Source organism: Streptomyces sp. NPDC048565 (assembly GCF_040650935.1).
Lineage (GTDB): Bacteria > Actinomycetota > Actinomycetes > Streptomycetales > Streptomycetaceae > Streptomyces.
Genome location: NZ_JBEZIH010000021.1, coordinates 91,038 through 115,182, shown reverse-complemented (window position 1 = coordinate 115,182; position 24,145 = coordinate 91,038). Strand labels below are relative to the sequence as shown.

At 71.0% G+C, this 24,145-nt stretch carries 22 protein-coding genes and 3 pseudogenes; 13 read left to right on the top strand and 12 right to left on the bottom strand.

Going from position 1 to position 24,145, the window contains the following annotated elements; translation table 11 throughout:
* Window positions 1–80: 80 nt before the first annotated feature.
* The 3 genes from AB0C75_RS24480 to AB0C75_RS24470 all read right to left on the bottom strand — a co-directional run bounded on the left by AB0C75_RS24480 (window position 81) and on the right by AB0C75_RS24470 (window position 2,768).
* A complete protein-coding gene (locus AB0C75_RS24480; protein ID WP_362893831.1) occupies window positions 81–1,535 on the bottom strand; it encodes an SPFH domain-containing protein in 1,455 nt (484 codons plus the stop codon).
* Between the two features lie 96 nt (window positions 1,536–1,631).
* A complete protein-coding gene (locus AB0C75_RS24475) occupies window positions 1,632–2,153 on the bottom strand; it encodes a hypothetical protein (protein ID WP_362893830.1) in 522 nt (173 codons plus the stop codon).
* A gap of 105 nt (window positions 2,154–2,258) precedes the next feature.
* A complete protein-coding gene (locus AB0C75_RS24470) occupies window positions 2,259–2,768 on the bottom strand; it encodes a peroxiredoxin (protein WP_362893829.1) in 510 nt (169 codons plus the stop codon).
* A gap of 160 nt (window positions 2,769–2,928) precedes the next feature.
* Between AB0C75_RS24470 and AB0C75_RS24465 the strand changes: the two genes are divergently transcribed.
* Window positions 2,929–3,672 carry an alpha/beta hydrolase gene (locus AB0C75_RS24465; protein ID WP_362893828.1) on the top strand — a complete coding sequence of 248 codons (744 nt, stop codon included), beginning with the start codon at window positions 2,929–2,931 and terminating at the stop codon, window positions 3,670–3,672.
* Between the two features lie 100 nt (window positions 3,673–3,772).
* Window positions 3,773–5,467, top strand: a complete 1,695-nt coding sequence (locus AB0C75_RS24460; protein WP_362893827.1) for a SpoIIE family protein phosphatase — start codon at window positions 3,773–3,775, stop codon at window positions 5,465–5,467.
* 67 nt (window positions 5,468–5,534) lie between these two features.
* Here AB0C75_RS24460 and AB0C75_RS24455 read toward each other — a convergent pair whose 3' ends face one another.
* Complete coding sequence (locus tag AB0C75_RS24455; RefSeq protein WP_362893826.1) at window positions 5,535–6,119, bottom strand: hypothetical protein; 585 nt, start codon at window positions 6,117–6,119, stop codon at window positions 5,535–5,537.
* 387 nt (window positions 6,120–6,506) lie between these two features.
* Here AB0C75_RS24455 and AB0C75_RS24450 point away from each other — a divergent pair, with 387 nt between their 5' ends.
* The 4 genes from AB0C75_RS24450 to AB0C75_RS24435 all read left to right on the top strand — a co-directional run bounded on the left by AB0C75_RS24450 (window position 6,507) and on the right by AB0C75_RS24435 (window position 9,612).
* Window positions 6,507–6,851, top strand: coding sequence for a MerR family transcriptional regulator (locus AB0C75_RS24450; RefSeq protein WP_362893825.1), 345 nt, complete (start codon window positions 6,507–6,509; stop codon window positions 6,849–6,851).
* 305 nt (window positions 6,852–7,156) lie between these two features.
* The gene (locus tag AB0C75_RS24445; protein WP_031090619.1) at window positions 7,157–7,360 is read left to right on the top strand and encodes a cold-shock protein; all 204 of its coding nucleotides are present in this window, start codon (window positions 7,157–7,159) and stop codon (window positions 7,358–7,360) included.
* 304 nt (window positions 7,361–7,664) lie between these two features.
* Window positions 7,665–9,236 carry a DEAD/DEAH box helicase gene (locus AB0C75_RS24440; protein ID WP_362893824.1) on the top strand — a complete coding sequence of 524 codons (1,572 nt, stop codon included), beginning with the start codon at window positions 7,665–7,667 and terminating at the stop codon, window positions 9,234–9,236.
* Window positions 9,237–9,300: 64 nt separating this feature from the next.
* Window positions 9,301–9,612: an SCO5918 family protein gene (locus AB0C75_RS24435; protein WP_362893823.1), complete on the top strand. Its 312-nt coding sequence runs from the start codon at window positions 9,301–9,303 to the stop codon at window positions 9,610–9,612.
* Window positions 9,613–9,682: 70 nt separating this feature from the next.
* Here AB0C75_RS24435 and AB0C75_RS24430 read toward each other — a convergent pair whose 3' ends face one another.
* Both AB0C75_RS24430 and AB0C75_RS24425 read right to left on the bottom strand, forming a co-directional pair.
* Window positions 9,683–10,759: an acyltransferase family protein gene (locus tag AB0C75_RS24430; RefSeq protein WP_362893822.1), complete on the bottom strand. Its 1,077-nt coding sequence runs from the start codon at window positions 10,757–10,759 to the stop codon at window positions 9,683–9,685.
* A 58-nt stretch (window positions 10,760–10,817) separates the two neighbouring features.
* Window positions 10,818–11,726: a zinc-binding dehydrogenase gene (locus AB0C75_RS24425; RefSeq protein ID WP_362893821.1), complete on the bottom strand. Its 909-nt coding sequence runs from the start codon at window positions 11,724–11,726 to the stop codon at window positions 10,818–10,820.
* Between the two features lie 175 nt (window positions 11,727–11,901).
* Between AB0C75_RS24425 and AB0C75_RS24420 the strand changes: the two genes are divergently transcribed.
* Complete coding sequence (locus AB0C75_RS24420; protein WP_362893820.1) at window positions 11,902–12,666, top strand: SDR family oxidoreductase; 765 nt, start codon at window positions 11,902–11,904, stop codon at window positions 12,664–12,666.
* Here AB0C75_RS24420 and AB0C75_RS24415 read toward each other — a convergent pair.
* Window positions 12,656–13,591, bottom strand: coding sequence for a ScbA/BarX family gamma-butyrolactone biosynthesis protein (locus AB0C75_RS24415; RefSeq protein WP_362893819.1), 936 nt, complete (start codon window positions 13,589–13,591; stop codon window positions 12,656–12,658). The two genes, AB0C75_RS24420 and AB0C75_RS24415, sit on opposite strands and share 11 nt — an antisense overlap.
* A gap of 106 nt (window positions 13,592–13,697) precedes the next feature.
* Between AB0C75_RS24415 and AB0C75_RS24410 the strand changes: the two genes are divergently transcribed.
* The 5 genes from AB0C75_RS24410 (at window position 13,698) to AB0C75_RS24390 (ending at window position 19,655) form a co-directional block, all read left to right on the top strand.
* A complete protein-coding gene (locus tag AB0C75_RS24410) occupies window positions 13,698–14,342 on the top strand; it encodes a ScbR family autoregulator-binding transcription factor (protein ID WP_362893818.1) in 645 nt (214 codons plus the stop codon).
* Between the two features lie 94 nt (window positions 14,343–14,436).
* A complete protein-coding gene (locus AB0C75_RS24405) occupies window positions 14,437–15,171 on the top strand; it encodes a peptidoglycan recognition protein (RefSeq protein ID WP_362893817.1) in 735 nt (244 codons plus the stop codon).
* A 218-nt stretch (window positions 15,172–15,389) separates the two neighbouring features.
* The gene (locus tag AB0C75_RS24400; RefSeq protein ID WP_362893816.1) at window positions 15,390–16,241 is read left to right on the top strand and encodes a transglycosylase family protein; all 852 of its coding nucleotides are present in this window, start codon (window positions 15,390–15,392) and stop codon (window positions 16,239–16,241) included.
* Between the two features lie 196 nt (window positions 16,242–16,437).
* A complete protein-coding gene (locus tag AB0C75_RS24395) occupies window positions 16,438–17,199 on the top strand; it encodes an HAD-IA family hydrolase (RefSeq protein WP_362893815.1) in 762 nt (253 codons plus the stop codon).
* Window positions 17,199–19,655 (top strand): glycosyl hydrolase family 65 protein, encoded by a 2,457-nt coding sequence (locus AB0C75_RS24390; RefSeq protein WP_362893814.1) that lies wholly within the window; start codon window positions 17,199–17,201, stop codon window positions 19,653–19,655. Before AB0C75_RS24395 ends, AB0C75_RS24390 begins: the two co-directional genes overlap by 1 nt.
* Here the strand turns inward: AB0C75_RS24390 and AB0C75_RS24385 are convergent.
* The 3 genes and pseudogenes from AB0C75_RS24385 to AB0C75_RS24375 form a co-directional block, all read right to left on the bottom strand.
* On the bottom strand, window positions 19,650–20,303 hold the full coding sequence (locus AB0C75_RS24385) for a class E sortase (protein ID WP_362893813.1): 654 nt from the start codon (window positions 20,301–20,303) through the stop codon (window positions 19,650–19,652). The genes AB0C75_RS24390 and AB0C75_RS24385 overlap by 6 nt on opposite strands.
* A gap of 94 nt (window positions 20,304–20,397) precedes the next feature.
* Window positions 20,398–22,062 (bottom strand): ABC-F family ATP-binding cassette domain-containing protein, encoded by a 1,665-nt coding sequence (locus tag AB0C75_RS24380; RefSeq protein WP_362893812.1) that lies wholly within the window; start codon window positions 22,060–22,062, stop codon window positions 20,398–20,400.
* 459 nt (window positions 22,063–22,521) lie between these two features.
* Window positions 22,522–22,806, bottom strand: a pseudogene (locus AB0C75_RS24375) (VOC family protein); the annotation flags it as partial.
* A gap of 3 nt (window positions 22,807–22,809) precedes the next feature.
* On the opposite strand from AB0C75_RS24375, the pseudogene AB0C75_RS24370 reads away from it, so the two are divergent.
* Window positions 22,810–23,091, top strand: a pseudogene (locus tag AB0C75_RS24370) (WYL domain-containing protein); the annotation flags it as partial.
* On the opposite strand, the pseudogene AB0C75_RS24365 reads toward AB0C75_RS24370, so the two are convergent.
* Window positions 23,019–23,329: pseudogene (locus AB0C75_RS24365) on the bottom strand (SDR family oxidoreductase); the annotation flags it as partial. The pseudogenes AB0C75_RS24370 and AB0C75_RS24365 overlap by 73 nt on opposite strands.
* Before the next feature lie 6 nt (window positions 23,330–23,335).
* On the bottom strand, window positions 23,336–24,088 hold the full coding sequence (locus AB0C75_RS24360; RefSeq protein ID WP_362893811.1) for a DUF1838 family protein: 753 nt from the start codon (window positions 24,086–24,088) through the stop codon (window positions 23,336–23,338).
* Window positions 24,089–24,145 lie beyond the last annotated feature (57 nt).

Below are 24,145 nucleotides of genomic sequence, written 5' to 3'. Positions count from 1 at the left end.
GCTCCCGGGGCCGGACGCACGCAGGCCCGGCGTTGACGCGCTGAGGCGTCGCGGCCGGGCCCGGGTGGGGACGGGGTTTGTCAGTCCTTGATCTCGATCTGCTCGCCGTTCGACGAGGACGAGGCGGGCGTCGGAGCGCCGGCGGGCGCCGGTACGTCGGCCGTGGCCGTCCTGCCCCGGAGGTTCTGGAGCAGCGCGCCCAGGTCGACACCCGTGGTCGAGCTGAGGAGTTCCATGCCCTGGGCCACGTTGTCCGTGACCGTGCGGGACAGCTGGCTGGCGCCGTCCGTGGAGATGACCGTCATCTTGTCGATGGCGCTCATCGGCTCGGCGGCCTTGGCGACGACGCTCGGGAGCACCTCGACCAGCATCTGCAGCACGGCCGCGTCGCCGTACTGCGCGAAGGCGTTGGCCTTCTTCTGCATGGCCTCGGCCTCGGCGGAGCCCCTCGCGGCGATGGCCGCGGCCTCGGACTCACCCTCGATGCGTACGGCGTCGGCGAGGGCCGAGCGGTGGAGCTTCTCACCCTGACCGGTGAGGCGGGAGCGCTCCGCGTCGGCCTCGGCCTCCTTGACCTGGGCGATGCGGCGGGCCTCGGCCTCCTGCTCCGCCTGGTAGCGGGCGGCGTCGGCGGGCTTACGGACCTTGGTGTCGAGCTCACGGTCCGTCAGGGCCGCCTGTCGCTGGGCGACCTTCTCCTGCTCGCTGAGCACTTCCTGCTGGCGTGCTGCCTCGGCGAGCGGTCCCGCGGCGTTGGCCTTGGCCGCCGCCGCTTCGGTCTCGGCCTTGATCTCGGCCTGCTTGAGGTAGTACGTCCGCTCGGCGATGGCGATCTCCTCGGCCGCCTTCAGCCGTGCCTGCTCCGATGCGCGCCGGGCGATTGCCTCGGCGATGTCGGCCTCCTGCTTGGCGCGGGCGGCCTCGGGGCGGCCGAGGTCCTCCAGGTAGGAACCCTCGGTGGTGATGTCCTGGATCTGGAAGGCGTCCAGGATGAGGCCCTGGCCGGAGAGGCTGGCCTCGGCCTCCTCGGCGACCTGCCCCGCGAATGCGGCGCGGTCGCGGATGACGTCCTCGACGGACATACGGCCGACGATGGCGCGGAGGGCTCCGGAGAGCACTTCCTGGGTGAAGCCGACGATGCCGTCCTGCTGCTGGAGGAAGCGCTGGGCCGCCGCGCGGATCGCGTCCTCGCTGCCGCCGACCTTGACGATCGCGACGCCTTCGAGGTTCGACTTCACACCGCGCAGGGTGACGGCGCCGCGCACGGCGACCGGGATGTGCCGGCTGGAGAGGTCGAGCGTGAACTTCTGCTGGACGAAGGGCACGACGAAGACGCCGCCGCCGACGACGACCTTCTGACCACTGTTGTCGATGCTGGTGCGGCCGGTCACCGGGTCGGTCGACTTCTTGCCGCGGCGCCCCGTGATGATGAAGGCCTGGCTGGGGCCCGCGACCTTGTACCGGGTGATCACGGCCAGGGCCAGAAGTACAACGAGTACGACAATTCCGACGATGGCGATCGCTACTGGACTCATGATGAGGTGTCCCCCTTGCCCTCCCGACGGGACGGCAGTGTGTTCGGCTGTGCGGGTTTCGGACAGACAGGCTTTTAGGGCTGGGCGGGGTGGTGGTCAGCGCTCGACGGGGCGGACCGTCACCGATGTGGTCGAGAGCGTGGCTTCCACCCAGATCTCGGCGCCGCGTTCGACGGGTGCCGCGCTCTTCGCGGAGAACTTCACGGTCTGGCCCGCGAGTCGCAGCAGGACCTCGCCGTAACCGTCGGCCGGGATCGGTGTGACCACCGAGCCCGAGGTGCCGACGAGATCGGCACCTCGCGGTGTGGCCGCGGTCTGGTCCCGCATCAGCGCCTTGCTGAACTTCCACGTCAGCCAGGCCGCGACGACACCCGCCACCGAGCCGGCCGTCAGGGCCAAGGGGGTGCCGGCGCCGGTGGCGCCGAGGACGATCGCTCCGCCGAAGCCGAGCATGGACAGGAAGCCCGCGATGACCGGCAGGGAGAGCAGGCCGTCGAAGAGGCCGTTCAGCAGCCCGCCCAGGGCGTCACCGAGGAGCCCTTCGAGGATTCCGTCGAAGATCAGGGAAATGGCGAGAAGAACTATTCCCGCGATGCCGAGACCAAGAAAAACGGTCACGTGACCACTCCCCGCTGTTCGCTGTTCCCCCGAAAAGTTTCCGTCGAACTGGCTGAATGGTCCCATACAGGACGTCGTTGTGGTACTGCCGGAGTCCGGCAGTTTTTACGCAGTTTTGATGCCGGAAAGCTGCTCGGCGAGTGTTCCGAGTGACTGGAAGGTGGCTCCGAGCAGGGCGACGTGCTTCCACCGCAGCACGCCGTCAGGCCCGATCAGGAAGACGGAGCGACGTACGCCGATACCGGGTGCGGTGACCCCGTAGGCCCGCGCGGTCGCGCGCTCCGTGTCGGCCAGCAGAGGCATGCGCAGGCCGTGGTCACGGGCGAAGGATTCATGGCTGTCCACACCCTGTGGACTGATTCCCCAGACCTCGGCGTCGAGGCCCTCGAAGGTTTCGAGGCCCGAGGAGTAGGAGCAGAGCTGCTTGGTGCAGACGGCCGTGTTGTCGCCCGGGTAGAAGGCGAGGACGACGGCCCGGCCGCGCGCGGCGGAGAGCGTCCAGTCGCTCCGGGCGAAGGCGCTGTCGGAACCGGTGCCGGATGCGGTACCGGAAAGTACGCCGCCGGGGAGGGTGAAGTCCGGTGCGGGCAGGCCGATTCGGGGTCCTGACGCCATGTCGGCGGCTCCTTGGGTCGCGTAGGGAAACGGTGTGTACGGCCCCCAGTGAACGGCACTTTCCACGCGTCGACACGTTCGGCCCATCCGAATGCCGCCCGGCACCGAATATGGGGTGAGTCGCGGGCATCGGCCCGCACCCCAGGAACCGGAGGTACGTGTGGCCCGAAGACCGCCGTCGGCAGCGGTGCTCGTCCTCCACGGCGGCTACGAGACGGGCATGGCGGCGCCGGCCCCCGGTGCCCTGAATCTGCCCGGGCTCCGCATGCTGCCGGTCGCCCGTGTGGTGGCCCGCGCGGTGCGCGGTGACTCCGGTGTGCGCGTGCGGCGCGTCCGCTACACGCACCGTGGCTGGAACGGCCCCCGTGAGGACCCGCTGCACGACGCCCTGCGGATGCTGGACGCCCTGCGGCGCGAGGCGGGCGACATCCCCGTGGTCCTCCTCGGCCATTCCATGGGAGCCCGCGCCGCTCTGCACGCCGCCGGGCACCCGCTGGTCCGCTCGGTGGTGGGCCTCGCCCCGTGGTGCCCGCCCGGCGACCCGGTGACGCAGCTCGCGGGCCGCGACGTCGTCCTGCTGCACAGTACGAGGGACCGGGTGACGAGCCCCCTGGCCTCCCAGTCGCTCACGGCCAGGGCACGCCGGGCGGGCGCCAGGACCTGCCTGGTGACGATCCCGGGCAGCGACCACGCGATGATCCGCCGGGCCCCGGCCTGGCACCACCTGGCGGGCCTGCTGGTCACCGGGCTGCTGGGGCTGACCCCTGTGCCCCAGCGGGTCGAGGCGGCGTTCGGGCTGCCGCGGGGCGCCGCGGCCTCCGAAGGGACCCTGTCGCTTGACGGACTCGACGCCGGTGGGCCGGGCCCGCGGAGATGCGGGGCGGGGCGCGGCGGCGGACGATGAGGGGCCGTGCACCGGGGCGTGTTCCGGAAGAAGCGCCTGGGGCGGCCGGTGAGGCCCGGCTGCGGCGCATCCGCAGGCACAACCCTCCCAGGAGGCTCCGTTGCAGGCCGAAGAGCCCACCGGTCCGGCGCCCGTCGACGTGGTCGGCCCGGCCGCGCTGATCGGCGGCAGCCCGGCCGGGGTAGCGGTGTTCGACACGGATCTGCGCTACGTGTACGTGAACCCGGCACTCGAACGGCTCAACGGAGTGCCGGCCTCCGCGCATCTGGGCAAGCACATAGGCGAGGTGCTGCCGGACATGGACGTCCCGACGGACGTCATGCGCCAGGTGCTGGACGACGGCAGCCCCCGCGAGATGACCGTCAGCGGGCAGACCTGGGTGGACTCCGTCCTCACCCGGCGCTACTGGCGGGTGGCCCTCCACCGGTTCGAGGAGAACGGGCGGGTGCGCGGGCTGATCGGGATCGCGCAGGAGGTCACCGCCACCCGGAACCAGCGTGCGGAGCTGCGGCGGACCAGGAGCTATCTGACCCTCCTGGACAAGGCGACCGTCAGCATCGGTACGACGCTGGACGTGGAGACCACCTGCCAGGAGCTCGCGGAGTTCGTGGTGCCCGAGATGGCTGACGTCGCCATCGTCGAGCTGTTTCCCGAGGACACCGGACGTGGCAGGAACGAAAGGCCGTCCGGCGCTCTGCGGCTGCGCAGGGCCGGCGTGGCGACGATCCCGGAACTCGCCGATCCGCTCGCCCGGTTCGGCGGCCGGGGGACGGACATCGATTACCAGGAGAACGCGGCCGTGCCCCGCTGCCTGGCCGCCGACCAGCCCGTGATCGAGAACCTCTACGGTGACGAGCAGCTGGACCGCGCGGCGCCCGCACGCGGCCGGGTCGCCGCCTACCGTGCCATCGGTCTGCACTCGATGGTCGTCGTGCCGCTCACCGCGCACGGGCGGCCCCTGGGCGCGCTCAGTCTGGTGCGGGCCGGGGACTCGCCCCCGTTCTCGGAGGGGCTTGACGTGGTCGTCGCCCGTACGCTCGCCGGGATCACCGCTGTCGATGTGGACCACGCCCACCGCTACACACGCGAGCACGGTGTCGCCAGGGAGCTTCAGCGCTCCCTGCTCTCCGAGCCCCGGGGCCCGGACCCCGGCATCGAGATCGCGTCCCTCTACCTGCCCGCCGGCGCGGGGGCGCTGGTGGGCGGGGACTGGTTCGACGCCATCCCGCTGGAGGGGGGCCGGCACCTCAAGGTGATGGGCGATGTGATGGGCCACGGGGTGGAGGCCGCTGTCGCCATGAGCAACTACCGCTCGATGCTGCGCATCATCGCCGAGGACGACCAGCCGCCGCACCGCATGCTCGAACGGCTGGACAAGGCCGTGGAACAGTCCGGCCTCGACCGGGCGGCGACCTGTCTGATCGCGGTCGTCGACCGGCGGGAGGGGGTCTGCGCGCTGGCCGCCGCAGGACATCCGCCACCGGTGTTCCTCGACCCGGGGGCACCCAGGGGCCGGGTGGCGCGCATTCCGGTGGGGCCGCCCCTGGGCACGGGCTTCGGCGGATACCGGACCGCGGTGCTGCCGTGCGGTCCGGGGACGGTGCTGTTCATGTACACCGACGGTCTGGTGGAGCGCAGGGGCGAGGACATCGACCTGTCGATCGAGCGCCTCACCCAGCTCAAGCTCCCGGTGAACGGACGGCTGGAGGACCTGCTCGCCGAGGTCGTGGACCGGTACGCGGACACCGCCGAGGACGACATCGCGGTGCTCGTCTCACGGAGCCGGGGCTACTGACCCTGATCAGGGCCACGGTTCCAGGCCACGATTCCGGCCCGATTCCCATTCCCATTCCGGTTCCGGCTCAGGCGAAGAGGCATGCCGTCGCCGTCGCCGCACCCACAGCCGCGCCCGCCGCCGTCTGGGCCACCGAGTGGTAGCGCAGTGCCACCCGCGACCAGCACACGGCGAGGGCCGCTGCGCCCGCGCACAGCCACCACAGGGAGTGTGTGACGCTGAGAAGGGCCACCACGGCCGAAGCGACCGCCGAGTCGACGGAGATCTTCCAGAGCGTGTTGACCGCCAGGAGCACCGTCGTCATGACCCACAGGGAGATCATCGCGATCAGGATGCCGACGGGTGCGTGCCCCAGGACCATGATCAGGGCGCCGGTGCCGACCGAGCCCAGGATCACCAGGAAGATGGGCGCCCGCTTGGTCCGGTCCACGACATGGCGGTCGCCCCAGGTGCCGCGCCCGCGCTCCCACTCGATGTAGCCGGCGGGGACGATCCCGGCACACAGGGCGCCGAGAAGACCCCAGGGAAGCCCGGTCCAGTCACCGGCGGAGGCCAGTCCGACGGCGAGCATGCCGACGAGCAGCACATTGCGGGGCTGGAGGACGTCCGTGACCGTGCGGGCCACCGTGGTGGTCGTGTCCGTGCCGCTCATGCTCGGTGTGCTCCGGGTCGCGCGGGGCGCGGACAGGGCGGCCGCGCGTGAATGTAGCCCTTCACGACGGGGGATGCGTGAAGGGCTACCCGAGCAGTATGACCGTTCGCAGGTCCGCCGACAACTGGCCTGCCGGTCAGTGCCGTTGGGGTGGTCAAGCCACTACGGAGCGCTCCGACCGGCCGTCTCCGGGCCGTATCCGCGCCCTCCGCGGGTCCGCTCCGGGCTGTCCGCCGGCCGCCTCCCGGCCTGCGGGCCGCGCGCGGGCGACGCCGGGGACGGAGGAAACCTGTCCCGGCCGCAATAGACATGACCTACCCGTACGCCTAGGGTTTCTTGTGCGGCCAGGCCATATGAGTGGCCCGGAGCACAGCAGAAGAGGTGCAGATGCCCCCGGAATCCCCGTCGCACGCCACGGACCGTCTCGACGACGACGACTACCCCGCGTACACCATGGGGCGGGCCGCCGAGATGATCGGTGCGACGCCAGGCTTCCTCCGGGCCATCGGTGAGGCCCGCCTGATCACGCCGCTGCGCTCCGAGGGCGGCCACCGGCGCTACTCGCGCTATCAGCTCCGTATCGCGGCCCGCGCCCGTGAGCTGGTGGACGGCGGCACGCCGATCGAGGCCGCCTGCCGGATCGTCATCCTGGAGGATCAGCTCGAGGAGGCCCTGCGCCTCAACGAGGAACTGCGGCGGCCCACGGCCGGCCGGAGCGGTGTCGATTCCTGACCGGCACGCGTGTGCATATCTGTTTCGGCCGGCACAGAAATACGAGAATGAGCAGTGAGGGTATATGCCGTACGCGAGGGAGTGGCGGCGTAGTGATATGGCGTACAGCTCGCTTGTGCTCGAATCGTGCTACTGTTGATCTCAGTTGCAGTTGTGGTTCCCAAAACTTCAAGTGCACTCATCGGGTTTCACTCCGGTGAGCGTGCTTTTGTATTTCCGGTTTCCTCCGGACGGGGCAATCATTTGCGGCGACGTAGGGCTCGCACAGTGCGGGCCCACGGGCAACGCCCCGAAGGAGATATGACATGGCTACTGGCACCGTGAAGTGGTTCAACGCGGAAAAGGGTTTCGGTTTCATCGAGCAGGAGGGTGGCGGCGCTGACGTCTTCGCCCACTACTCGAACATCGCCGCCCAGGGCTTCCGCGAGCTGCAGGAAGGCCAGAAGGTGAACTTCGACGTCACGCAGGGCCAGAAGGGCCCGCAGGCGGAGAACATCACCCCCGCCTGATTCGCTCAGGCGTACGGCGCAGCTGGGGCCCGCACCTTGGGGTGCGGGCCCCAGCTCGTTGCGTTTTCCCGGCCGCCGTCGAGGCCGCCGCGTCCGCGGAGTAATTCGCCGACAGGCACGAGCGTGATGGCGTGCCGCTTATATGCAGTCATATGGAGTGCCGAATCAGGCCGGTTCATCCGGCGGACGGACTTCGTTTTTCTTTATTTCACCGGCTCGTTCTTGCGATTCTTGGCGCCGTACATGGCTGCAGCCGCCCGGAAAGAATCCCTCGATACGTGCCATTCGAGGGAAGGGTTCTCCATTGAACCGCGATCGCACAGCTCGCACGAACGACCGATTTTCCAGGACACGCTCAGGCGGATCCGCCGGCAGTCGTACCGCCAACGGCTTCCGCTCGGCGGGGTCCGGCCGGCAGGGCGCCCAGGGTTCGCAGGGCCGCTCCGGCGGCGGACCGAAGCGCTCCGGTGGCTACGGCCGCCGGTCCTCCTCCGTCACGGGTGAGTTCGCCCTGCCGGTGACCATCACCCCCGCGCTCCCCGCAGCCGAGTCCTTCGCCGACCTGGACATGCCCGCGCCCCTGCTGGCGGCGCTGGCCTCCGAAGGCATGTCGGTGCCGTTCCCGATCCAGGGCGCGACGCTGCCGAACTCGCTGGCCGGACGGGATGTCCTGGGCCGTGGCCGCACCGGATCGGGCAAGACGCTCGCCTTCGGCCTCGCGCTGCTGGCCCGCACCGCGGGCAACCGCGCCGACGCGCGCCGCCCCCTGGCCCTGGTCCTCGTCCCCACCCGGGAACTGGCACAGCAGGTCACCGACGCGCTCACCCCTTACGCCAGGTCCCTCAAGCTCCGGCTGGCCACGGTCGTCGGCGGTATGTCGATCGGCCGCCAGGCCAGCGCGCTGCGCGGCGGCGCCGAAGTCGTGGTCGCCACCCCGGGCCGGCTCAAGGACCTCATCGAGCGCGGCGACTGCAAGCTCGACCGTGTCGCCATCACCGTCCTCGACGAGGCCGACCAGATGGCCGACATGGGCTTCATGCCCCAGGTCACGCAGCTGCTCGACCAGGTGAACGCCGACGGCCAGCGGATGCTGTTCTCGGCCACCCTGGACCGCAACGTGGACCTGCTGGTCCGCCGCTACCTGCACGACCCGGTCGTCCACTCGGTGGACCCCGCGGCCGGTGCGGTGACGACGATGGAACACCACGTTCTCTACGTCCAGGGCGCCGACAAGTACGCGACGACCACGGAGATCGCCGCCCGTGAGGGCCGGGTGATCATGTTCCTCGACACCAAGCACGCGGTGGACAAGCTCACCGATCACCTGCTGCACAGCGGTGTACGGGCGGCCGCGCTGCACGGCGGCAAGTCGCAGCCGCAGCGCACCCGCACCCTGGACCGGTTCAAGACCGGTCATGTCACGGTGCTGGTCGCCACGAACGTCGCCGCCCGCGGCATCCACGTCGACAACCTCGACCTCGTCGTCAATGTGGACCCGCCCAGCGATCACAAGGACTACCTGCACCGCGGCGGGCGTACCGCGCGCGCCGGGGAGTCCGGCAGTGTCGTCACGCTCGTGCTGCCCAACCAGCGCCGCGAGATGACCCGGCTGATGGCCGACGCCGGCATCACGCCGCAGGTCGCCCAGGTCCGCTCCGGCGAGGCCGAACTCAACCGCATCACCGGTGCCCAGGCGCCGTCGGGCGTGCCGGTCACGATCAGCTCACCGGTGTCGGAGCGCGGCAAGGGCAGCGGTTCCGGTCCCCGTGGCCGCCGCGGCGCGCGTCCCGGCCAGGGGCGCCGCTCCAACGCCAGTACGCCGACTCCGCAGGCGCGTGCGGCGTCGGCGCAGCGCCGGGCCAACAAGGCCGCTTAGTCATCCGGCCGGGAGCCCGGCCGACCCTGTCCGGCTTTCTCCACGACCACCCTGTTGAGGAACCATGCGCTGTGTCATCGCCCGCTTCCCCTTCGACCTCTTCAAGAACGAGGTGGAGGACTTGATGAAGGGCATCAAGCCCGAACCCGTCACGGGTGACGCGGTGGTCATCAGCCGCCGTGTCTATCCCGTCAAGCAGGTCGGCGAGATCATCACCCGCCAGGACCGCCGGGACTTCACCGCCGGCGAGGTGACCAGGGCGCTGACGCGTCTCGGCTTCACCTGCCGTCCCGCGGAGGTGCCCGCCCCCGCCGCGGCGCCCCTCACCCCGCTGGAGAACGCGTCCGCGATGCTCGGAACGCCCGGCGAGGTCTGAGCCGCAGCCCCGTCCCGCGCCACCGCACCCCCGAGGCCTTCAGGCCCGGGGGTGCGGTGCGTCCCGGACCTCAGGGCGCGGGCTCCGGCTTCCTTGCCCGGTCGAGCCGCGGCTCCACGACGTGGCGGAACACCCGGCGCACGGGCGGGCCACAGAGAGCTGTGACCACGGCCGCGGCGACGACGGACGCCAGGACCCGGCCCAGGGGGGTGGAGACGATGTCCAGGTCGAAGAGACCGAGCCTGACCGCGCCCTTGATGACGAAGCCGTGGAGCAGATAGCCGTACAGCGTGCCCGCGCCGAGCGCGGTCATCCACAGCCTGCGGTTCGGCACCCAGGCGAGGAAGCAGGCGCTGAGCACGAGCGCGCAGCAGAACAGCAACGGCGTCACCACGGCGCCCGTCCAGGCGGGCGAGCCGAGCTGCTCGGCGCCGTACCGGCGGAAGAACCATGAGGTCGTCGTGCGCGGCACCGCCCAGTAGGCGACGGCCAGGGCCAGCAGGCAGACGGGGACGGACCCGACGCGCACGGCCCGGCGGCGTACGAGGTCGAAGTGCTCGGGCCGCAGCTGGAGCCCCAGGACGTAGTACGGGAGGAACTGCAGGACGCGCTGGAGTTGCAGGTCCCCGCCGATGTCGCTGGTCACCGCCGCCATGGAGGCGATCACCAGGGCGAGCGCCACGGGCCACCTGACCCGCTGCCAGAAGGGGGTGGTGAGGCGCCACAGGAACAGGGCCGGCAGGAACCACAGCAGCCAGTACGGCGTGAGCGGGCTCAGGGGAAAGTCAGGGGAGCCTGTCAGGCGCTCGAAGAGGGTGTAGGCGATCTCGAAGACCGCGTAGGGCACGGCGAGGCCGGTGACGAGCCTCCACACCCGGTCGGAAGTCAGCTCCAGGCCGCGCGAGAGGTATCCGGCGATGATGATGAAGACCGGCATGTGGAAGGTGTAGACGAAGGTGTAGAACGTCTCCACCAGTCGCCCGCTGCCGGGCAGGGGCTCCCAGGAGTGGCCCATCGCGACGAGGACGATGGCCAGGTACTTCGCGTTGTCGAGGAACGGGTCGCGGTCGGGGCGGGACCGCGGGGCGTCCGGTGCTCCGGCGTCGGAGCCCGCCGGCGCCGGGGCCCGTGAGGTCTGGGAGCGCATCGAGCCACCCTAGGCGCTCGAACGCCGGGGCTCAGGGAGATCAGGGAGATCAGGGAGATCAGGGAGTGAGAATCAGCTTTCCCGTGGTCCGGCGTGCGAGCAGGTCCTCGTGGGCGCGCCGGGCGTCGGCGAGCGGATAGCTGCCGCCGGTCACGGGCCTGAGGCGGCCGTCGGCGACCAGGGCGAAGAGCTCATCGAGCGGGCCGCTGACCCCGCCAGGGGCCGCGAGGGCGGGACGCAGCCAGAATCCGACGACGGAGGCGTTGAGACGGCCCAGCCGGCCCGGGTCGACGGGGGTGAAGCCGCCGCGGGCGGCGTTGCCGTAGGTCACGAGACGGCCGAAGGACGCCAGACTGTCCAGGGCCTGGTCGAAGAGGTCACCGCCCACGGCGTCCAGGACGACGTCGGCCTTCTCCGCGAGGGGGTAGGTGATCACCTCGTCCGCACCGAGGTCCAGGACGAGCCGCTCCTTCTCCCGGGTGGAGACCTGGGCGAGCACCCGGCCCGCCCCGAACTCCCGGGCCAGCTGGACCGCCAGGCTGCCGACGCCGCCCGCGGCCGAGTGCACGACGACGCTCTCGCCGGAGCGCAGCCGCGCCGCGGACCGCAGCAGATGCCAGGCCGTCAGGCCCTGCATCATGAGGGCGAGTGCCTGGGCCGCGCCGAGCTCCTCGGGGATCTCCAGGATGCCGGACTCCTTGGCGGTGACCTGCTCCGCGTATCCGTGCGAGACCCGTGCCAGCACCCGCCGGCCGTCCGGAGTGCGGCCCACGACCTCGCTGCCCGGGACGTACGGCAGGGCGTCGGCGCCCAGGTAGGAGCCGTCCACCTGGTGGGTGTCCGCGAAATTCACCCCTGCGGCCTCGACGGTGAGGAGCACCTCTCCGGGGCCGGGCACCGGAGAGGTCAGTTCCACGGGGCGGAGCACGTCGGGGCCACCGAAGCGGTCGAACTGGATCGCGAGCATGCCGCAGAGTATCGCGGGGTCCGGCGGGTGGTCAGGAGGCCCTGTAACTCCATCGGAACAGCAGGCGGAGCAGCAGGCGGAGCAGCGGGCGGAGCAGCGTGAGGAGCAAGGGAGAAACAGGACATTCGGTAGGTTATGGTCGCCATCCTTGGGGTGAGCCTGCCAGAATGCGGTCATGAGCGATCTTCTGCACGACAGAGTCGTCCTGATCACCGGGGCGAGCAGCGGTATCGGCGCGGCGGCGGCGCGGGTGTTCTCCGAGGAAGGCGCGACGGTCGTCCTGGCCGCGCGCCGGGAGGAGAGGCTGGCCTCGCTGGCGGCCGAGTTGAAGGACAAGGGGGCCCAGGCCTCGTACGTCGTCTGTGATGTCACGGTGCCGGAGGACGCCGCCCGTGCCGTCGGCTTCACCGTCGACACCTACGGCCGGCTGGACTCGGCGTTCAACAACGCGGGACTCGGTGGCGACCGGACTCCCCTGCACCTCATGGGGGATGACGTCTACGACGCGGTCATGGACGCCAATGTGCGCGGCGTCTGGAACTGCCTGCGCCCAGAGATTGCGGCCATGTTGGAGAATCCCGGAACCTGCTCCATCGTGAACAACAGCAGTGTGGGCGGGCTCGTCGCCATACCGGCGGCCGCGCCCTACATAGCGGCCAAGCACGCCGTCGTCGGCCTCACCAGGGCCGCGGCCGACGAGTACGCCCAACAGGGCATCAGGGTCAACGCGGTGGCGCCCGGCACCACGCGCAGCGAGATCACGGCCGACTGGTTCGGGCGTAACCCGGGCCTTGAGGAGATGGTCAACAGCCTGACGCCGCAGGGACGTACGGCCGAGCCCGAGGAGATCGCCAACGCGGCGGCCTGGCTGCTCAGCGACCGCTGTCCCTTCCTCACGGGCACGGTCATGCCGGTGGACGGCGGCTTCGTCAACCAGTGAGGGCCGAGAGGGCCTGACCGCAGGGCCCGCTCAACCGGCTCCGGAAGGCGGTGTTCCCGTCCTGCGTCGCGGTGACCAGGACGGAGGTCTCTCCGGGGCCGGCGGGCAGGATCTCCGCCTCGACCCAGCAGGGGCGGTCGAATTCGGTGTACCGCTCGAACGTGCTGGTGACGGTGGTCGCTTCGAAGGACACGGGGTACACGGCGGCACGCGCGGCCTGGTCCGCGGCTTCCATCAGCGCGAGCCCCGGGACATGGTCGACGGGGTGGTCGTACAGCACGACGTTGTCCACGTCGTTGCGCAACTGCCAGTGGCGGGGGTGCTTCCCGGTGGCCAGCACCACGTCGGCCGGGGTCTGCCGGCCGACGGTGCGCGGGTCGACCGGGGCGGGCAGCGGCCAGGCGTTCCAGTCGACGGCGAGGTGTTCACCGCGAAGTCGGTGGTAGACGCGCGTGGAGAGCCAGCCGAACTCGGAATCCGCGCGGGCCATCAGGCTGCCCTCCCGCAGGATGCGGAACTCCATGTCGAGCGAACTGACCTTCTTGCCCCGTTTTTTGGCGTTCTTGATCGTGACCTCGACGGTGAAGTCGCACGGCAGCTCGGGGGGTACCTCGAATCCAGGTGTGACGGTGAGATCGAAGTAGTTCAGCAAGGTGTGATCGGCGAGGGGTGCGCCGTACGCCGCGTGCGCGATGACCAGTCCGCTCTGCCGGACGGTCTGTGTGAGCATCCGTGGGTCGTAGGGGAGGCCGGAGGTGGGGGCGGGCCACCTCGCGGACAGCGAGAACTCGCCATCTTCCGTGCGTCGCCAGGACGTGAGGAGGACCATGTCGGAACGTCCCAGGTGGACGTACTCCTTGCGGATGCTGTCCTGCCCCTCGAATGCGGGGGGCGGCGGGCACGGAACAGCGGGTATCTCGGGCACAGCCCTCCTGGACATGGCGCAAAATGGTCATTACGGCGCTGATATGATACCGGTTCACCGGTACTTTTTGAAGTAGCGTCATGCAACGTTCAAAGGGGAGCGCGAGTTGGCACGACAGCAACGGGCGATCCGCACGCGCCAAATCTTCCTGCAGGCTGCTGCGGAGGTCTTCGACGAGCATGGCTACGATGCCGCCACCATCGCCGCGATCCTCGACCGGGCCGGCCTCACGCGGGGCGCCCTCTACTTCCACTTCACGTCGAAGGAGGAGCTGGCCCGCGGTGTCCTCCAGGAGGCGGTGACGTCGGACGGGGTCACCCCGCAGACCTTCAAGCTGCAGGAGTGGGTGGACATGGCACTCCTGCTCGCCTACCGGCTGCCACGGGAACCCCTGCTCAGCGCCTCGATCCGGCTGTCCGTCGACCCGCGTGCGCGGGGGCTCTTCGGTACCCGCTGGCCGGACTGGATCGCCATAGGCACGGAGATGCTGACCGAGGCGAAGGAGCGCGGCGAGCTCCTTCCGCACGTCGACCCGGAGTCCACGTCCCGGCTGGTCGTCGGAGCCTGGACGGGGGTCCAGCTGGTGACCGAGTCCATGGCCGAGCCGCCGGACCTGGTCGCCGAGATATCCGCCCTCTTCGAGCTCATCCTCCCGAACAACGCGGTCCCGGGCGTGCTGGCCAGGCTGGACACCTCCCCGCACCGCGCGGCCCGCATCGTCGAGCAGCGGCAGGCGGTCCCCGTCCCCTGACCGCACGGCCCACACCCTGGGGGGTGCTGCCGCGGGTCACCCGATCGGGTGCGGGTCGCCTGCGACGCCGCTGGTCAGCGCGCATGGTGGCCCTATGTGGCTTCGCCGAACCGCAGTGTGCGCCATGGTCGTGCCGCTGGCGTTCCTGGTACTCCGGGACGCGCCGGTACGGCTCGCCGCGCCCGAGTCGGCCACCGCGAAGCCGGCAGCGCAGTCCGGGGTCCCGCGGCCCGCGATCGTCAGCCGGGCGCAATGGCACGCGGACGAGAGCCTGGTCAAGGAGCACGCCGTGTACACGGGGACGGTGAAGGCCGTCTTCGTCCATCACACCGGTCACACCAACGGCTACGACTGCGCCGATGCCCCCAAGATGCTGCGGGCGATGGAGGAGGCGCACGTCGAGGGCGAGGGCTGGGACGACATCGGTTACAACTTCGTCGTCGACCGCTGCGGGACCATCTACGAGGGCAGGGCCGGCGGTGTCGGACGCTCCGTACGCGGGGCCCATGCCACCGGGTTCAACGCACACAGTGTGGGCGTCGCCGCCCTCGGTACCTACGACGCCGGTGTGCCGGTGCCCAAGGCGCTCATCGAGGGGATCGCGAAGGTCGGCGCGTGGAAGCTGGACCGGAGCGTCGACCCCGAAGGCATCGTGCGGATGGTCTCGACGAACGGTGACAGCCGCTACCGGCGCGGTGAGGTCGTCTACCTCCACGCGGTGGCCGGACACCGCGACACCTACCAGACCTACTGCCCCGGCGAGGCACTGTACGCACAACTCCCCACGATCCGCGCGGAGATGGCACGCATGCGGAGCCGGAAGCGGTAGGCCGGGGCGCGTGGCGCACGGGGCGGGGGTGGCCGGCGCTCCCACGGACGCCGGTGATGCCCGCGACCGCCCGGAGAGCCGGTCCGGCGGAGCGCAGGGCCCTCCACCCGGGTGAATGTGGGGGCGTCGGACGCGTCAAAGCCCATTGAAAAGAATATCGGCGGCTTATCTGTTCGTGCCCTTGCACACCTTCTGGAGCACAGCGGAGGAATACCGTCATGCCGGCATCACCCCTCGCAAAGCGGCCCGTCGAATCGGTGCTCGCCCTTCTGCTCGTCCTCCTGAGCGTGCTCGGTCTCGCAGGCCGCAGTGTCGCGGACGCCCCCGCCAAGTCCCCGGTCAAGGCACCGGCCCAGGCCGCAGCGGCCCAGGCCGCCCCCGCCCGGGCCGTCATCGCGCCGACCGTCACCGCGCCGACCGTCACGGCCGGTACGGACTGGGACCGCATCGCCCAGTGCGAGAGCAGCGGACGCTGGGACACCAACACAGGCAACGGCTACCACGGTGGCCTCCAGTTCTCCCCCTCCACCTGGCAGGCGTACGGAGGCGGGCGGTACGCACCGCGCGCCGACCTCGCCACGAAGTCCGAGCAGATCGCCGTGGGTGAACGCGTCGCCCGGTCGCAGGGCATGGGCGCCTGGCCCACCTGCGGACGCCTCGGTGCGAGCGGAACGTCGAGCTCCTCGTCCAGCGGTGGCAGCGGTGCCGGCGGTGTCGACGGAAGTGACTCGGCACAGACGGCCCCCGAGCGACAGTCGACCGGCAGTTCGAACAGCGGCTCCTCCGGTAACGCGTCCTCCGGAAGCACGGCCGGCAGCACGGCCGGCAGCACGGACGACAGCGACCACAGCGACCACAGCACCGCCGGTGACAGCGGCGTGAAGCACTACTCCGAGGACCTTGTCGACGAGGAGTCGTACGTCGTCGAGCCGGGCGACTGCCTGTCGGTGATCGCCGAGCGCGCGGACGTGCCCGGTGGCTGGACCGCCCTGTACGAGCTGAACCGCGACGTCCTCGACCACGGACCGCACCTGATCTTCCCCGGTCAGCGCCTTCAGCTGAACGCCTGAGCCATGACGGCCACGGTGGTTCAACGGCCCGTCGTCACCGGAACGTCCTCAGGGAGCAGCCGGCGCAGGGCATCGAGCCCCGGGCAGCCAAGCCCGGAGAGCCTTCGGGCCTGGTGGGTGGTCATGAGGGGAGCGGTCCCGCGCGGAACCTGGTGCCATGGAACGGGGGAACGTCTGGACGAAGGGACCACCGGTCATGGCACGTGGACCGTCACCGGCCGCAGTCCTGCTGTCCGTGCACGCCGTCGTCTTCGACACGGACGGTGTGATCACGGACTCGGCTCCGGCGCACGCCGCCGCGTGGAAGGAGGCGTTCGACGCCTGCCTGGCCGAGCACGAGGGGCAGCGGCCCTTCGACGAGGCGGACGACTACCGGCGCTACGTCGACGGCAAGGCACGCAAGGACGGTGCTGCCGCGTTCCTCTCGTCCAGAGGCCTCGACCTCCCCGAGGGCAGCCCCGACGACCCGCCGGGCACCGACACGGTGTGGGCCGTGGCCGCCGTCAAGGACGCGGCGTTCACCCGGAGCCTGCGCGACCACCCGGTCGCGGTCTGGCCGGGGACGGTCCGTCTCCTGCGTGTACTGCACGACGCACGTGTCCCGATCGCCGCCGCGTCGGCGTCCCGGCACGCGAGCGAGCTGCTGGCAGGGGCCGGTCTCCTGGACCTGTTCACGGCGGTGGTCGACGGCAACGAGGCGCGTCGCCTCGATCTGCCGGGCAAGCCGGACCCCGCCCTGTTCACCGAGGCGGTGGGGCGCCTGGGAGTCCCGGCCGGGGACGCCGCCGTCGTGGAGGACGCGCTCGCCGGGGTGGAAGCGGGCCGGCGGGGCGGCTTCGGACTCGTCATCGGGGTGGACCGGACGGACAGCTCCCAGGGCGCCTCCGACCTGCGGCGCCACGGCGCGGACCTCGTGGTGGCCGATCCGGGGGACCTGCTGATCAACGGGGAGGACTGATGGCACGCGGCTGGGTGTGGGCGTACGAGGGATACGAACCGAAGGAGGAGCGGCTGCGCGAGGCGCTGTGCACCCTGGGCAACGGCTACTTCGCCACCCGGGGAGCCGCACCCGAGACAACCGCGGGCGAGACGCACTACCCGGGTACGTATGTGGCGGGCTGCTACAACCGGCTGATCTCCTCCGTCCAGGGACGCCAGGTCGAGAACGAGGACATGGTCAACCTCCCGAACTGGCTGCCGCTGCGCTACCGCATCCGCCCCGCCGGCTCGCGCCCAGGACCATGGCTGACCCCTGACCACACCCATCTCGTGGAGCACCGGCAGGCGCTCGACCTGCGCGGCGGGACCCTGACCCGGCGCTCGGTGTACGAGGACGGGTCCGGCCGCAGGCTGACGGTCGAGCAGGAGCGCCTGGTGCACATGGGCGACCCGCATCTCGCGGCGCTGCACACGGTGTTCGGCGCGGAGGGCTGGTCGGGCGAGCTCGAGGTGGAGGCCGGGATCGACGGCGACATCCGTAACAACGGGGTCGCGCGCTACCGCGAACTGGCCGACCGCCACCTGACCGGCTGGGAGACCGGCACGGAACCCGGTTCCACGGTGTGGCTGCGCTGCCGCACGGTGGAGTCGGACATCGGCATCGCCCTGGCGGCCCGCACCGTCGCCTCCTGCGGTCCGGAGGGCAACGGCGACCACCGGGCCGAACCCGAGCAGCGGCCCCGCTCGGTCCACCAGACGCTGCTGCTCCCGATCACCCCGGACGCGGGCGCCGTCGTCGACAAGACGGTCGGCCTCTACACCTCCCGCGACCCGGCGATCGGCAGTCCGTTGCGGGCCGCGGTCGCGGCGGTGGATGGCGCCCCGGTGTACGCCCGGCTGCGGGCCTCGCACGGCAAGGCCTGGGCGGACCTGTGGCAGCAGGCGAAGCTGGAGGTGCCGGGGGAGCCGGGCCACATCCTGCGGCTGCACCTCTTCCATGTGCTCCAGACGCTGTCCCCGCACACCGCGGAACTCGACGTCGGCGTACCGGCCAGAGGGCTGCACGGTGAGGCGTACCGGGGGCATGTCTTCTGGGACGAGCTGTTCGTGCTGCCCTTCCTGAATCTGCATCTCCCCGAGGTGTCCAGGGGGTTGCTCGACTACCGTCACCGTCGGCTCCCCGCGGCCTGCGCCGCCGCGCGTGCGGTGGGCAGGGAAGGGGCGATGTACCCCTGGCAGAGCGCCGACGAGGGGCGCGAGGAGACCCAGGAGGTCCATCTCAACCCCCGCTCGGGGCGCTGGCTGCCGGACCGTTCACGGCTGCAGCACCATGTCGGCTCGGCGGTGGCGTACAACGTGTGGCAGTACTGCCAGGCCACCGGCGACACGGAGTATCTCTACTCCAAGGGCGCCGAGATGATCATGCAGATCGCCCGCTTCTGGGCGGACAGCGCCGAGTGGGACGACTCCATCGGGCGGTACCGGATCCGGGGAGTCGTCGGGCCCGACGAATACCACGACGCCTACCCGGATTCGGACGCCGCGGGACTGGACGACAACACGTACACGAACGTCACGGCGGCCTGGGTGCTGGCCCGGGCCGGTGAGCTCTGCCGCGCGCTGCCGCCCAGCCGGTGCCGGCAGCTCCTCGAACTGATCCGGCTCGACCCGGCGGAGCTCGACCGCTGGGACGACATCTCCCGGCGGCTGTACGTGCCCCACCACCGGGGCGTCATCAGCCAGTTCGCCGGCTACGAGGACCTGGAGGAGCTGGACTGGGCCGGTTACCGGCAGCGGTACGGGGACATCCGGCGCCTGGACCGGATCCTGGAGGCGGAGGGCGACACCGCCAACCGCTACCAGGCGTCCAAGCAGGCCGATGTGCTGATGCTGGGCTACCTCTTCTCACCCAAGGAACTCGCCGCGCTGTTCCGGCGGCTCGGCCACCCGCTCGACGACGAGGCCTGGCGGACCACCGTCGACTACTACGTGGGCCGCACGAGCCACGGCTCCACCCTCAGCTCCCTCGTCCACGCCTGGGTACTGGCGCGGGTCCACCGCGACGACGCCTGGGCGTACTGCGAGGAGGCGCTGATCGGCGATGTGGCCGACATCCAGGGCGGTACGACGGAGGAGGGCATCCACCTGGGTGCGATGGCCGGCACCCTGGACTTCGTCCAGCGCGGCATGACGGGCCTGGAGACCCGCGACGACGCCCTGTGGCTCGCGCCTGCCACGCTGCCGCAGCTCTCCAAATTCCGGATGCGGCTCCGCTTCCGCCGGCACTGGGACGTGGACCTGCGCCTGCGGGCCGAGCGGCTGCGGATCGCGGTGCCGGACTCGGAGCGGCCCGGGGTTCGGGTCAGGCTGGACGGCAGCGCCTATGTCATCGAGCCCGGTACGGCGCGCTGGCTGGAGCTGCCCGACGACGACGGCAACCACATGTCCGGTGACCACCCGCCCGGCGGCTCATGACCGCTTCGAGGACACCAGCACGCCGATCTTGTCGATGCGGTGCTCCGGATTGTCGTGGGCGTCGCGCCAGGTGTTCCCGGCCGCGTCGTCCTCCGGGGTCGCACAGGTGGAGAGGGTGATCATCGCCCGGGTCGGCCGCTTGCCCGGTTCGCCCGGCACCTCGGCCCGTTGCTCGGCCAGGGAGCGCTCGGACCTGAAGGACGTCCGGCGGGTTTCGGTGATCCTGTACTCGTACACCGTGCTGCCCTCCTCGACCAGGACCTTGTCGCCCTTGTCCAGGTCCGGCAGGTCGCGGAGCGGGCCCCCGGCGACGATCCGGTGGGCCGTCACGAGATAGTTCCCCACCTTGCCGGGCCCGACCCCGCCGTCCTCGCCGTACGGGCCGGCGGCCTCACCGCGGTCCTGGATCCGGGTCCCGGGCCCGTCGTCCGTCGTGCCCTTGTACGGGACCACGCGCAGGTCCTTCACGTCGATTGCCGGAAGGGTGAGCTCAGCGGTCGCGGTGCGTGGGTCGGTGCGGTCGGCCGGTGGTCCGGCGGTGGCCGCCGCCGCCGGACCACCGGCGGCCAGCAGGACGACGGCCGCGACCGTCAGGGCCCGGGGGACGACGCCCCGGGAATCGCCTCGGAATCCATGGGAAAGGTGCATGGCGGGATCCGGATCAGTAGCCGGTGATGGTGCAGTGGTGGTGCCTGGGGCGGGCCCCTCAGCGGCGACCCGCACCCTTCCAGTACACCACCGGTCACCCGATCGCGTCGGGCGCGCCGAGCAGCTCGTGCACCTCGTCGGCGCTCAGCTCCGTGAGCTCCTCGCCCACGAGCAGCCAGCGGGTGATAGCGACCGATTCCAGGAACGCCAGATCGTGTCCGGCGATCAGCAGCGCGCCCTCGTAGGACTCCAGGGCACTCGTCAGCTGCCGCACGCTCGCCAGGTCCAGATTGTTGGTCGGCTCGTCCAGCATCAGCAGCTGCGGGGCCGGTGTGGCGAGCATCGTGGCCGCGAGAGCGGCGCGGAAGCGCTCGCCGCCCGAGAGGGTGCCGGCCGGCTGCTCGGCGCGATCCCCCTTGAACAGGAAGCGGGCGAGCTGGGAGCGGATCTCGTTGTCGGTGAGCCCGGGGGCCGCGCGGGCCACGTTCGCGGCGACACTCAGCCCGTCGTCCAGGACGTCGAGCCGCTGCGGCAGGAAACGCAGCGGCACATGGGTCCTGGCCTCGCCGGACAGGGGCGCCAGCTCCCCCGTGAGGGTGCGCAGGAGTGTCGTCTTGCCCGCCCCGTTACGCCCGATGAGCGCGATGCGCTCGGGCCCCTGGACGTGGAGTTCGCTCTCGCGCAGGGTGCCGAAGCGGGGGCGGAGCCCGTGCGCGCTCAGAACCGTACGGCCCGTCGGCACGGCGGTGTGCGGGAGCCGTACCCGGATCTCGGCGTCCTCCCTGACCGCGTCCGACGCCGTGTCGAGCCGCTCTCGTGCCTCCTGGAGCCGGTCCTCGTGCAGGCCCTGGAGCTTGCCGGCCGCCTCCTGGGACGACCGCTTGTGGGCGCCCGCGACGATCTTCGACGCACGCCGCTGGACGTCCATCTTCTTGTTGTGCCGCTGGCGGCGGGCGACCTTGGTCCGGGCCTCCTCCAGCTCGCGCTTCTGACGGCGTACGTCGGACTCGGCGGCCCGCACCATACGTCCGGCCGCCTCCTGCTGGGTGGCCAGCGCCTCCTCGTAGTCGGACCAGCCGCCGCCGTACCAGCTCACCGAACCGGCGCGCAGGTCGGCGATGCGGTCCACCCGCTCCAGCAGGTCACGGTCGTGGCTGACCACGACGAGCACGCCGGTACGCCAGGACTCGACGGCGTCGTACAGCCGGCGGCGCGCGAACACGTCGAGGTTGTTGGTCGGCTCGTCGAGCAGCAGGACGTCGGGGCGCTCCAGCAGCAGTGCGGCCAGCCGCAGCAGCACGGTCTCGCCGCCGGACAGCTGCCCCACGGTGCGGTCGAGATCCACGGCGCCGAGGCCGAGCGATCCCAGGGTCGCCACGGCGCGCTCCTCGACGTCCCAGTCGTCGCCCACGGTCTCGAAGTGCGCGTCGGCGACGTCGCCCGCCTCGATCGCGCGCAGCGCCGTACGCCGCTCGGTGATGCCGAGGGCGTCCTCGACGCGGAGATCCGTGTCGAGGGTGAGGTTCTGCGGGAGGTGGGCGAGATGTCCGCCGACGGTCACCGAACCGGCGGAGGGCTTCAGCCGGCCGGCCAGCAGCCGCAGCAGGGTGGACTTGCCCGAGCCGTTGGTTCCGACGAGCCCGGTGCGGCCCCGGCCGAAGCTGAGGGACAGCCCGTCGAAGACCTCCGTGCCGTCCGGCCACCGGAAGGACAGGGCGGAACAGCTCAGACCGGCGGCGGGAGTTGGGGGATGGGACATGTGGTCCTCGCAGTCGCAAGCGTGTGAACAGGGGCTTCGTGTGCGAGCACCACGCGGCGACCGGCCGGGGGAAGAGGGGTGCGGTCCTCCGGACATCCGGGGGACGGCTCAAGCACCGAGGTCGCATGCACGCGGTGGGTCACGGGGCGGCGGGAAAGCCGACAGAGCGTGACGGGGCCCGGCAGGGGCCGTACCGCGCGATGATCGCGGACCTCAGATGCGCAACGTCCACCTCTATCGGAGACGACAGGACACAAAAACTGTACACCGATGCCGTCCTCCGGGCCGGTGTCGGCCGGCCCCCGCCCCGGGCAGCCCGCCAGACCATGATCGCGGTCCGATCTACGGACCCCCGGCTGCCTCGATGTCGACGTGACCGATGTCCTGGTCCAGGAAAACGGCCAGCGTCTCGGCCTCTTCCCCGACGGCTTCCCGCTCCTGGGGAGACAGGGGCCCGGATCAGCCGGCATACGGGGCCGCCACATCCAGGACCCAGGTCACTCCGAAGGGGTCGGTGAGCATGCCGTACAGCGGTGCCCACTGCGCCGGTTCCAGCGGCTGAACCACCTTCGAGCCCTCCGCCAGTTTCTGCCAGAGGGCAGCGATCTCGTCCGCGTCGTCGCCGCGGACGGAGACGAAGAACGGGCTGCTGCCCTGGTCCCAGGGCAGATCGGACGGCACGTCGTACGCCATGACGTGGAAGCCGTTGTCGCCCGTGACCTCGCCCCGCATCACCTGGTCCGCCAGGCCGTGGCGCCCTTCGCACGGGACGGCATCGTCGAGGAAATCGGCCCCGGCCGCTGCCGCCTCACCCTCGGATCCTGGTCGTGGACCGGACTCGTCACCACCATCGGGCAGTTCGACACCGACATCCAGGTCATCGGCCCACCGGAGCTCACCGCCGCGTTCGCCGAACTCGCCACGCGCTACGCCGATGCGGCGAAGGGCGCCGGCCGTCAGGCCGATGCCCCGCTGTCCACGACCAGGTCGGTGCCCATCACCGCACCGGCCGAGGGCGAGGCCAGGTAGAGCACGGCGGCCGCCACCTCCTCGGCCTCCGCGACCCGGCCGAGCGGTTCTGCGACTTCATCCGTTCCGCACGCGCGGCCTCGGTCTCCCCCGGGCGGAGCGACATGGGAGAGGCGGAGGCGCCAGGGCTGACCGCGTTGATGCGGATGCCCTGGTGGATGTGGTCGAGGGCGGCGGCGCGGGTCAGCGCGGACACCGCGGCCTTCGGGGTGATGTACGTGGCGGAGTTCGGGACGCGGGTCGATCAGGGCTGCTGCGGCGGATTGAGCTTGCGGAAATACGTCCAGCTGGTCTCGTTCGGCTCGCTCCACTCCTCCGGGGCGTGGGCGAACTCCGGGTGGTGGCCGGCGATGTAGGCGCGGGTGCGCTCGGGGACCTCGGCGTACGAGCCGAGCTTGCGGCCCCTGCAGTGGAAGGTGAGGCCGCCGGGCCGACGGCCGCGGGCCATCCAGGGGAGCCATGGGGACATCCGGGTCCACGACATGGTGGCGGGAACGCTGGGGGCGGGGCCGGCCAGGTCGGTCCGGTCGGCGAAGAACTGGAAGAGTTCCAGGGCCTTGTAGGTGTCTCCGGCGGAGTGGACGGGGTACTCGGCGACCGGCAGCGGCGAGGGGTAGGCGAGCGGGATCTCCAGGCTGAAACAGACCTGCCCGCCGAGCTCGGTGGTCGGGACGGGGAAGGGGCGCCACTTCTGGTTCGCCGGGTCGTTCCAGATGTGCACCACCGGCAGGTCCTGCCAGCTCTCCAGGATCTCCCGGGTGGTGGGATCCAGGTAGAACGCGGCCTCACGCGTGAGCAGTCGGTAGGCGTCAGGGCCTGCTTCGGTGTCCTGGACGAGACGGGCGACATTGAGCCCCTCGAAGCCGAAGATGCGCTGATAGGGCTCGTCCGGGGCCCAGGAGTACACATCGCCCGACCACCAGTACGTGACCTCGTCGCCGTCGAGCGAGGCGCGGGTACGGCCGAGGGAGCGGAGCAGCTCTGCGGGTGTCGTCATACGGACCACTGTGCGCGGCCGACACCCCGGCCGGGCGGAAAACGCCGCGGCCCGGGT